Here is a 9,150-nt window from a genome sequence, read left to right as displayed (position 1 = left end):
GTATGACGCGGTGTAACGCTCAAATGCACAGGGCCGCAAGTGCGGCCCCATGGGATTGCCGCGCGCGGCCGGGGCTGGTGCCACCGCCGCGCGCAAGCCGCCTGACATCAAGCCTTGACGTGGGCGTTGATGTAGTCGATTGCAGCCTGGACGGTGCTGATCTTCTCGGCTTCTTCGTCCGGGATTTCGCACTCGAACTCTTCTTCCAGCGCCATCACCAGTTCAACGGTGTCCAGCGAGTCAGCGCCCAGGTCATCGACGAACGATGCGCTGTTGGTGACTTCTTCTTCCTTGACGCCAAGCTGTTCGACGACGATTTTCTTGACGCGTTCTTCGATGGTGCTCATTGGATATCGCTCCAGATGGAGTAGTGGTTCAAAAATGACGCCATCCGATGTCGGATGACCGTGGGATAGTGTAGTGGAAACCGGCGATGCCTTGCATTGCCGCAAAACATCTTTCAGATCAACCACTTGCGGCGCGATCCGTGCGCCACATGCTTACGGCATGTACATGCCGCCGTTCACATGGAGGGTTTCGCCGGTGATGTAGCTGGCCGAGGGACCGGCCAGGAACGCCACCGCGTTGGCGATGTCGGACGGTTCACCCAGGCGTTCCAGGGCGATCGTCTTGACCAGGCCGGTGCGCTGTTCTTCCGGCAGGGCCTTGGTCATGTCGGTGTCGATGAAGCCGGGAGCGACCACATTGACGGTGATGCCGCGCGAGCCGATTTCCTTGGCCAGCGACTTGGAGAAGGCAATGATGCCGGCCTTGGCGGCGGCATAGTTGGCCTGGCCGGCATTGCCGGTCACGCCGATCACCGAGGCGATGTTGATGATGCGTCCCTTGCGGGCCTTCATCATGCCGCGGATGACCGCCTTGGAGGTGCGGAACACGCTGGTCAGGTTGGTGTCGAGGATGGCCTGCCAGTCCTCGTCCTTCATGCGCAGCAGCAGGTTGTCGCGGGTGATGCCGGCGTTGTTGACCAGGATGCTGATGGCGCCGAATTCCTTGGCGATACCGTCCAGCACGGCGTCCAGCGCGGCGGCGTCGGTGACGTTCAGCGCGCGGCCGTGGCCACCCACGGCGGCCAGGCGCTCGCCGATGGCGGCGGCACCGGCGTCGGTGGTGGCGGTGCCGATGACGGTCGCGCCCTGCGCGGCCAATGCGTCGGCAATGGCGGCGCCGATGCCACGGCTGGCGCCGGTCACCAGTGCGATTTCACCCTGAAGGGGCTTGCTCATCTGTAGTTCCTCGAACGGGACCGGTCCACGCGCCAGGCCGGGGCCGGGCGACGCAAAGCCAGTCAAAGGATCAGGCGGCCCAGGTTTCGCGGGCTGCCTCGAAATCGGCGGGCGTGGACAGTGTGCGCGCGTCCAGCGATTTGTCGATGCGCTTGATCAATCCGGTCAGGACCTTGCCCGGGCCGCACTCGGCGACGCGGGTGACGCCACGGGCGGCCAGGGCCTGCACGCAGCCGGTCCACTGGACGGGCAGGTAAAGCTGCTGGACCAGGGCCTGGGCGATGGCCTCGACGCCGTCGTGGATGCGGGCGTCGACGTTCTGCACGACCGGCAGCGCGGGCGCGCGCCAGTCCAGGCCGGCCATGGTTTCGGCCAGGCGGTTGGCGGCTTCGCGCATGAGCGGGGTGTGCGAGGGGACGCTGACGGCGAGCTTGACGGCCTTGCGGACGCCCTTTTCGGCGAGCAGGGCCAGGGCGCGGTCGACGGCGGCAGCGTCGCCACCGATGACGATCTGGCCGGGCGAGTTGTAGTTGGCGGGCACGACGATCTGGCTGCCGGCCGCCTGTTCGCAGACGTCCAGGACCAGGGCGTCTTCGGCGCCGAGGACGGCGGCCATGGCACCCACGCCGGCGGGGGCGGCTTCCTGCATGAGCTGGCCACGCAGGCGCACCAGGTGGGCACCATCGCGCAGGGTCAGGGCGCCCGCGGCAACGAGGGCGGTGTACTCGCCCAGGCTGTGGCCGGCCAGCACGGCGGGCTTGGCGCCACCGACGGCATTCCAGACGCGCCAGACGCCGATGCTGGCGGCCAGCAGGGCGGGCTGGGTAAATTCGGTGCGGTTGAGCATTTCCTCGGGGCCGCCCTGCGACAGCGCCCACAGGTCGACGCCGGCGCCATCGGAGGCCTCGGTGAAGGCCTCGCGGACCTGCGGGTGCAGCTCAGCCAGTTCGGCGAGCATGCCCAGCGACTGCGAGCCCTGGCCGGGGAACACGAATGCGAGATTGGAATCGGTCACGCGGTCATCCGCCTGCAAAAATCGAACGGCGAATGATAAGGGGGAATACCGCCCTCCGTCTGTACTGACGCGTATGTGGCTTGGCCGCTTTGAGCGCAAGCATGGAGCCAGAGCGGTCAGTCACTGTCGGGAAGTGGGCTGGGGTGGGTGAGGTTGCGGGGCACGCTGCAAGTACGTCCTTGTAAGCTCCGCCACCGCATCCATGCGGTGGAGGGCCCCGCAACCTCACCCACCCCAGCCTCTCCAGACATGGCTGGTGCGCAACGTAGATCAAGAGCAGCGCAGCGGCCTGCTTTGGGTTTGAGAGGTGCCGAGCTTCGCTCGGCACTACCCCTCCCCCCTCTCACGGGCGGGGATGCTCTGCTGAGGCTCAGCAACGCTGAGACGAAGTGCCGTTGATTGCCCATGCCCGCCCGGAATCTCTCGGGGGTCGGCGTGGGTGGGTTGGCGGGACCGTTGGGCGCCATGGATGGCGCCCACGAGCCCCCATGGATGGGTTTACGGCGTGTCCCGCCAACCCACCCACGCCGACCCGGCACGCCGCAAGCGAGCAACAACGCTCTGGCTCTACGCTCTTAAAAGCTCTGGCTTCAAAAAAAAGCCCCACCCGATCAAACCAACAACTGCAGGATGTCGAGGTCGCCGTCGGAGAAGAAGTCGTAGCAGATCACCGCCAGCATCAGCACCCCCAGCGTCGTGGCCCCGTGCACGATCAGAATCGCGTGGGCCAGCGCGCGCGCCGAACGGCCCATCTTCAGACTCGCCCGGGCCAGCCCCTGCAGCCGCCCCGACACCGCGTGCGCATGCGCGATCACCGGCGCCTCCACCCCGTCCATCGCCTGCGCCATCAGCGCCTGCAACTGCTGCGGACGGTCCTCGTAATACTTCGCCACACCGTAGCCGAACATCAGCCAATCGCGTGCCTGCGCCTGCGCCAGGTCCATCACCTCCAGCGGGTCTTCCTCGAAATCGATGAAGCCCACCTTCGCCCCGTCCCAGGTCAGGTTGCGCGGCAACGGCTGCCCAAAGTAGGCCCCCTTCGCATGCGCTGCCGCAATCGCCTGCATCGCCGCCGCCACCAGCACGTCGCGCCCGGCCGCATCCGCCTGGCGCAGACAGGTATTGAACGAACTGCCGTTGTCTTCCAGCACCAACGCCGCGTGACCACTGCCGATCACGTGCGGCACGTTCACGCCCTGCGCGGCCAGCTCGCCCAGACGGCGCGCCTCGGTTTCCTTCGCGGCATCGCCACCGCGATGCGGCGGCGGGCGCAGCGCATCCAGCTGGAAACGGTGTGCAACAAAATTGAGCAGGCCCAAGGCTACCGCGCGGCTTCCTTCGCCGTACTGCTTCAGCCAGGCACGTTGCCCTTCAATGACGATGGGCTCAACCATGACAGGTCTCCTGAAATGCATACGGCCCCAAATGGGGCCGTAATGAAAACGTCACGTTGTCGTAACGAGCACTATCAATAGCGCAGCAGAGCCGAACCCCAGGTGAAGCCGCCACCGAAGGCTTCCAGCAACAGCAGCTGGCCACGCTCGACGCGGCCCGAACGGATCGCCACGTCCAGCGCCATCGGCACCGAGGCGGACGACGTATTGCCGTGCCTGTCCACCGTCACCACCACCTGCTCCATCGACATGTCCAGGCGCTTGGCCGTGGCTTCGATGATGCGCAGGTTGGCTTGGTGCGGAATCAGCCAGTCCAGGTCGGCCTTGGTCAGCGCGTTCGCTTCCAGGGTTTCGTCGACGACCGAGTCCAGCGCCTTCACGGCGTACTTGAACACGTCGTTGCCCTTCATCAGGATCGCGCCGCGGGCGTTCTCGCCCTCGCCGAAACCAGCCGACACGCCCACCGGGTTCCACAGCAGCTCTTTCTTGCTGCCATCCGAATGCAGGTGGGTGCTAAGGATGCCGGTGTCTTCGTCGGCCTTCAGCACGACCGCGCCGGCGCCGTCGCCGAACAGCACGCAGGTGGTGCGCTCGGTCCAGTCGACGATCCGGGTCAGGGTTTCCGCACCGATGACCAGCACATGACGTGCATCACCGGAACGAATGAATTTGTCCGCCACGCTCAACGCGAACACGAAGCCCGAACAGGCGGCGTTGACGTCGAAGGCAGGGCACCCGCTCGCACCGAGCTTGGCCTGGATCAGGCACGCGGTGGAGGGAAAGATCAGATCGGGCGTGGTCGTACCCACCACGATCATGTCCAGCTGCGAAGCGTCGATACCGGCCGCTTCCAGCGCACGCACCGCGGCGTGATAGCCGAGGTCGCTGGTGGTTTCGTTTTCCGCTGCAATGTGCCGCTCACGGATACCCGTTCGCGACTGGATCCACTCATCGGTGGTGTCGACCATTTTCTCCAGATCCTGGTTGGTCAACACTTTTTCGGGCAAATAGCTACCAGTGCCCGCGATCCTCGAGTAGATCCGCTTGCTCATTGCATGTCCTGTAGCACGGCCATCAACACCGACAGCCGGGAAGAATGGAGTAAAGGCCGCTGCCCGACCGGGCAGCGGCCTTCACGGATCAATCTTCTTCGACGGCCGAATTCGACTTGGTCGCAATCACCTTCTTGCCACGGTAGAAACCGTCAGCGGTGATGTGGTGACGCAGATGCACTTCACCGGTGGTCGGATCGGTGGACAGCTGCTTGGCGCTCAGGGCGTCATGCGCACGGCGCATACCGCGGCGGGACGGGGTGACACGGGATTTCTGCACAGCCATGGGATTGCTCCAAACTCGGTTCGTTTTGCTTCGTCGTTTCGTCGCGCAGGACGCCAGCGCCCAGCACAGTCTTCGCTTTCGCCGCAGCCGCCGACGACAATCCGGCTGCTATTGTTTTTTCAGTGCCGCCAACGCCGCGAACGGATTGGCCTTGCTGATTTCTTCTTCGGTCGGTGCCCAGTCGCGGTCCACTGCCTGCCCATCGGGAGACAACGGCACAACGGGCACGGCCAGGACCAGTTCGTCCTCGACCAGTTCCAGCGGTCGCAGCATGCCGTCTTCGGGCACCAGCCACGGTTCGTACCCTTCCGGCAACGAGGATTCTTCCTCTTCGCTGCGGATCAGGCCGAGCCGCTGCACCATCGAGACCGGCAGCAGGAAGCGCTGCAGGCTGCGCTGACAGATCAGCGGCAGCGCGGTTTCAATGGTCAGTTCAACATAGGATACCCGCAGGATGTCGTCGTGCGCGAATTCCAGTGCATAGGTGCACTGACCTTCGGTATCGGCAACAAGCCCTTGCAGGCGGGTCAATTCAGCTAGATTCACCTGGCCGTCGAAGCACCTGCGTGCTGCAACCATCCGCCAAGCATCCAGCAATTCGGGCACGTTCGCGGACATAAGCCGCTGAATGTTAAGGACCGTCTGCCCGGCTGTCAAATCCCTCGTGTACCGGCTTGCCCCGCCCGGCCGCCGCGGCCAGACTGCCGACCCCACCAACCGGTATTTTCGCATGCTTCCGCCCGTGCTTGCCTCCACCTCCCGCTACCGCCTGGAACTGCTGCAACGGCTGGGCCTGGCCCCCGACTGCGCACGCCCGGACGTGGATGAGACCCCGCAGCCGGGTGAAACCCCGCGTGCGGTGGCGGTGCGTCTGGCCCGGGCCAAGGCCGCCGAGGTGGCCGCCCGCTACCCCGGGCGCTGGGTGATCGGGTCGGACCAGGTCGCCGAGCTGAACGGTTCCCCGCTGGGCAAGCCGGGCACGGTGGCGGCCGCACAGGCGCAGCTGGCGGCGATGTCCGGCCAAGTGGTGGCGTTCCATACGGCGGTCAGCCTGCGCTGCGACGATCGCGAGCTGGCGGCCTGCGACCTGACCCGGGTGCACTTCCGCGCCCTGGATGCGGCCACGATCGCCCGCTACGTGGCTGCCGAGCAGCCGCTGGACTGCGCCGGCAGTTTCAAATGCGAGGGGCTGGGCATCGCCCTGTTCGAGGCCATCGAGAACCGCGACCCCACCGCGCTGATCGGGCTGCCCCTGATCGCCACCAGCCAGCTGCTGCGCCAGGCCGGCTACATCCTGCCCTGATCCCTGCCGCCGCGCACGCTCAGCGCGCGGGCACCTGCAGTGCCTGCTCCTGCCACGGCTCCACGCTGCCGTCGCGCCCGTGCAGGCGCAGGCCCAGCCAATGCCTGCCCGGCGCCAGCGCGCGCGTATCGACCCGGGCGGTGAAGCCCACGTTGGGGTGCTGCGGATCGTTGGAGTTGGTCCAGAAGCTGGTGATGTCGTAGGTGCGGCCGTAGTCCGCCTCGGCCACGGCCTTGCCATCCAGCAGCACCTCCACCCGCGACAGCCCCACCCCGTCCTTGAAGGCCCAGCCGCGCACTTCCACCACGCCGGTCACGGTTGCGTCCGCCTGCGGCGTGTCGATCCAGGCCATCGCCGGGGTCACGCACGGGCCGGACGCGCGCTCGGCCGGCAGCTTGAACAACAGGAAGCGCTGGTAGCCATGATCGTTGCTGACCACCCGCGGCGGCGGCAGCGGGCCCACCTGCTCGCACACTGCGTGGTAGCGCTGCAGCAGGTCGCGGTAACGCTGGTCGCTGGGCGACAGCACCAGCAGCATCGGCGCGTTGCGCCGGCCATCGTGCAACAGCCCCCACAGCCCCAGCTGCGCACTGCGACCGTGCTTGTCGTTGAGCGGGTGGCGCAGCACTTCGATGGACGGATCACGTAGCTGGAAGCCGAGCTCGGCGCCTACCTTGAAGTTGCCGGCCAGCACCCGGGTACCTTCGGGCATGCCAGCGAGTTCGTCGCGCACCGCGGCGGCCAGCGGTTCCCAGCCGGCGAAATTGCGCGGGTAGTATTTGTCGCCGGCCAGCTGCTCGCGCAGGCTCGGCGTGGACGCCATCAGGTAGTAGCCGAAGGCCAGTGCCAGGCCGGCACCGGCCAGCCACCAGCCGGCGCGCCGCAGCCAGCGCGGCCAGCCGTTGAGCACCACCGGCACCGCCACCAGCAGCGCCAGATACCCCGGCAACGGCCAGTGGAAGCTGATGCGCTCCACATCGGTGAAGAAGCCCAGCCCGAAGATCGCCACCGTGGAGACCGCGCCCACCAGACCGAAGTAGCGCCACTGCGCACGCGCACCGCCACCGCTGCGGGTGCCGGCCAGCGCCACCTTCCACATCGCCATACACAGGATCGGGGTGACCAGCATCGGCTGGATCACCAGGAACCACAGACCACTCCATTCGAATGCCCACGGGTGGCGTTCGACCACCTGGAATTTCAGGCCGGCATCCTGGTTGTCGGCATTCCACGACAGCAGCGGCAACCACGCCAACACCCCCACCGCCAGCGCCACCCACACGCGCGGATCGCGCAGCATGCGGCGCCCCTGCGGCAACAGCAGCAGGGCGATGAAGCCAACCACGATCACGCCGATGAAACGGTAATGGCTGAGCGCGCCGATCATCAGGCCCAGTGCCAGCTTCATGGCCGACGCAGCGTCGACGTTGCGCAGCAGGCGCGCGCCGGCATCCAGGCACAGCACCGCGGCCAGGGCCATCGGCACGTCCGGCACCGCCAGGATGCCCAGCGTGCCCGACAACGGCATCAGCAAGGTCAGGCTGCCGGCCTGCCAGCCGGCCACTGCACCGAACCAGCGCGTGGCAATGCGCGAGACCAACCACGGCAGCGCTGCGCCGATGGCCAGGAACGGCAGGCGCTGGGCCAGCACGTGCGCGCCGCCCAGTTCCACCCCGAGCCGCGACAGCCAGGCCGTCAGCCCCGGCAGGTCGGAATAGGCCGCGGCCAGGTGCTGGCCTTCCTGCCAGTAGAACGCTTCGTCCACGAACAACGGCAGACGCGCGGCGATCACCAGCTTTACTGCGGTGACCAGCGTCCACAACAGCAGAAAAATTGTGCGTGCGCGTTGTTCGCCCTGCATTGCTCTATAGAATCGAAGGAATCATCGACACGAGACGGACATGGAAAATTCGCCCCAGGTGCCAGCCATGCTAACCGATGTAGTGCGACAGGCCCTCCGCAGCGCCCAGGACCAGGTCAACGGGCTGGTGCTGGGCAAGGCACATGAAGTGCGGCTGGCGTTCGTCGCCCTGCTGTCGGGCGGTCACCTGTTGATTGAAGATCTGCCGGGCCTGGGCAAGACCACGCTGGCCCATGCGATGGCCTCCAGCCTCGGGCTGGGCTTCCAGCGCGTGCAGTTCACCTCGGACCTGCTGCCCGCGGATGTGCTCGGCGTCTCGGTTTACGATGCCGCCAGCCGGCAGTTCCAGTTCCATCCCGGCCCGGTGTTCACCCACGTGCTGCTGGCCGACGAGATCAATCGCGCACCGCCGCGCACGCAGAGCGCGCTGCTCGAAGCGATGGCCGAACAGCAGGTCACCCTGGACGGTGTCACCCACCCGCTGCCCGATCCCTTCTTCGTGATCGCAACGCAGAACCCGGTGGACCTGTCGGGTACGTTCCCGCTGCCCGACTCGCAGCTGGACCGCTTCCTGCTGCGGCTGGCACTGGGCTACCCCAATGCCGAATCCGAACGCGAGCTGCTGCGCGGTACCGACCGCCGCCACCTGATCGCACAGGCGCAGCCACGCCTGGACGAGGCACAGGTGCGCACGCTGCGCGACGCGGCCCGCCAGGTGCATGCCAGCGACGCACTCATCCACTACGTGCAGGCCCTGCTTACCCGCAGCCGCCAGCACGCCGGCGTGCGCGTGGGGCTGTCGCCCCGCGCCGGGCTGGCCCTGCTGCACGCGGCCAAGGCGCATGCGCTGCTGCTCGGTCGCACGCACGTGGTGCCCGAAGACGTGCAGACCCTGTTCGTGGCCGTCGCCGGCCATCGCCTGGTGCCCGAAGCAGAAGCCAGCACCGGCCCGGCACTGGCCCGCGCGATCCTCCAGACCGTCGCGGTGGATTGAG

At 66.8% G+C, this 9,150-nt stretch carries 10 protein-coding genes; 2 read left to right on the top strand and 8 right to left on the bottom strand.

Features of this window, described 5'->3' with window-relative positions; genetic code table 11:
* Window positions 1–107 precede the first annotated feature (107 nt).
* From acpP to ACZ0AE_RS04485, 7 genes are all read right to left on the bottom strand, one after another.
* Complete coding sequence (gene acpP / locus ACZ0AE_RS04515) at window positions 108–347, bottom strand: acyl carrier protein (protein WP_017357544.1); 240 nt, start codon at window positions 345–347, stop codon at window positions 108–110.
* A 153-nt stretch (window positions 348–500) separates the two neighbouring features.
* The gene (gene fabG, locus ACZ0AE_RS04510) at window positions 501–1,244 is read right to left on the bottom strand and encodes a 3-oxoacyl-ACP reductase FabG (protein ID WP_038690081.1); all 744 of its coding nucleotides are present in this window, start codon (window positions 1,242–1,244) and stop codon (window positions 501–503) included.
* A 70-nt stretch (window positions 1,245–1,314) separates the two neighbouring features.
* Entirely contained in the window at window positions 1,315–2,259 is a 945-nt protein-coding gene (fabD, locus tag ACZ0AE_RS04505) for an ACP S-malonyltransferase (RefSeq protein ID WP_038692457.1), read from the bottom strand.
* A gap of 611 nt (window positions 2,260–2,870) precedes the next feature.
* Window positions 2,871–3,653, bottom strand: a complete 783-nt coding sequence (locus tag ACZ0AE_RS04500) for a BUD32 family EKC/KEOPS complex subunit (RefSeq protein ID WP_313247169.1) — start codon at window positions 3,651–3,653, stop codon at window positions 2,871–2,873.
* 74 nt (window positions 3,654–3,727) lie between these two features.
* Window positions 3,728–4,705: a beta-ketoacyl-ACP synthase III gene (locus ACZ0AE_RS04495; protein ID WP_038690087.1), complete on the bottom strand. Its 978-nt coding sequence runs from the start codon at window positions 4,703–4,705 to the stop codon at window positions 3,728–3,730.
* A gap of 88 nt (window positions 4,706–4,793) precedes the next feature.
* Window positions 4,794–4,991: a 50S ribosomal protein L32 gene (gene rpmF / locus ACZ0AE_RS04490; RefSeq protein WP_038690090.1), complete on the bottom strand. Its 198-nt coding sequence runs from the start codon at window positions 4,989–4,991 to the stop codon at window positions 4,794–4,796.
* A gap of 108 nt (window positions 4,992–5,099) precedes the next feature.
* Window positions 5,100–5,609 (bottom strand): YceD family protein, encoded by a 510-nt coding sequence (locus ACZ0AE_RS04485; protein WP_038690091.1) that lies wholly within the window; start codon window positions 5,607–5,609, stop codon window positions 5,100–5,102.
* A gap of 112 nt (window positions 5,610–5,721) precedes the next feature.
* Between ACZ0AE_RS04485 and ACZ0AE_RS04480 the strand changes: the two genes are divergently transcribed.
* Window positions 5,722–6,294: a Maf family protein gene (locus ACZ0AE_RS04480; protein WP_463600469.1), complete on the top strand. Its 573-nt coding sequence runs from the start codon at window positions 5,722–5,724 to the stop codon at window positions 6,292–6,294.
* A 19-nt stretch (window positions 6,295–6,313) separates the two neighbouring features.
* Here ACZ0AE_RS04480 and ACZ0AE_RS04475 read toward each other — a convergent pair whose 3' ends face one another.
* A complete protein-coding gene (locus ACZ0AE_RS04475) occupies window positions 6,314–8,155 on the bottom strand; it encodes a glycosyltransferase family 39 protein (RefSeq protein WP_463600468.1) in 1,842 nt (613 codons plus the stop codon).
* Between the two features lie 67 nt (window positions 8,156–8,222).
* Between ACZ0AE_RS04475 and ACZ0AE_RS04470 the strand changes: the two genes are divergently transcribed.
* Window positions 8,223–9,149: an AAA family ATPase gene (locus tag ACZ0AE_RS04470; RefSeq protein ID WP_425598281.1), complete on the top strand. Its 927-nt coding sequence runs from the start codon at window positions 8,223–8,225 to the stop codon at window positions 9,147–9,149.
* Window position 9,150: the final 1 nt, after the last annotated feature.

It is taken from the genome of Stenotrophomonas sp. AC248, assembly GCF_979258185.1.
The sequence above is the reverse complement of the archived record's forward strand: the minus strand, read 5'-3'. Positions and strand labels throughout refer to the sequence as shown.

Excerpts from the sequence above, each read along its gene's own strand:
- acpP (WP_017357544.1), bottom strand. The coding sequence starts at position 347 with ATGAGCACCATCGAAGAACGCGTCAAGAAAATCGTCGTCGAACAGCTT.
- fabG (WP_038690081.1), bottom strand. The coding sequence starts at position 1,244 with ATGAGCAAGCCCCTTCAGGGTGAAATCGCACTGGTGACCGGCGCCAGC.
- ACZ0AE_RS04500 (WP_313247169.1), bottom strand. The coding sequence starts at position 3,653 with ATGGTTGAGCCCATCGTCATTGAAGGGCAACGTGCCTGGCTGAAGCAG.
- ACZ0AE_RS04495 (WP_038690087.1), bottom strand. The coding sequence starts at position 4,705 with ATGAGCAAGCGGATCTACTCGAGGATCGCGGGCACTGGTAGCTATTTG.
- rpmF (WP_038690090.1), bottom strand. The coding sequence starts at position 4,991 with ATGGCTGTGCAGAAATCCCGTGTCACCCCGTCCCGCCGCGGTATGCGC.
- ACZ0AE_RS04485 (WP_038690091.1), bottom strand. The coding sequence starts at position 5,609 with ATGTCCGCGAACGTGCCCGAATTGCTGGATGCTTGGCGGATGGTTGCA.
- ACZ0AE_RS04480 (WP_463600469.1), top strand. The coding sequence starts at position 5,722 with ATGCTTCCGCCCGTGCTTGCCTCCACCTCCCGCTACCGCCTGGAACTG.
- ACZ0AE_RS04475 (WP_463600468.1), bottom strand. The coding sequence starts at position 8,155 with ATGCAGGGCGAACAACGCGCACGCACAATTTTTCTGCTGTTGTGGACG.
- ACZ0AE_RS04470 (WP_425598281.1), top strand. The coding sequence starts at position 8,223 with ATGCTAACCGATGTAGTGCGACAGGCCCTCCGCAGCGCCCAGGACCAG.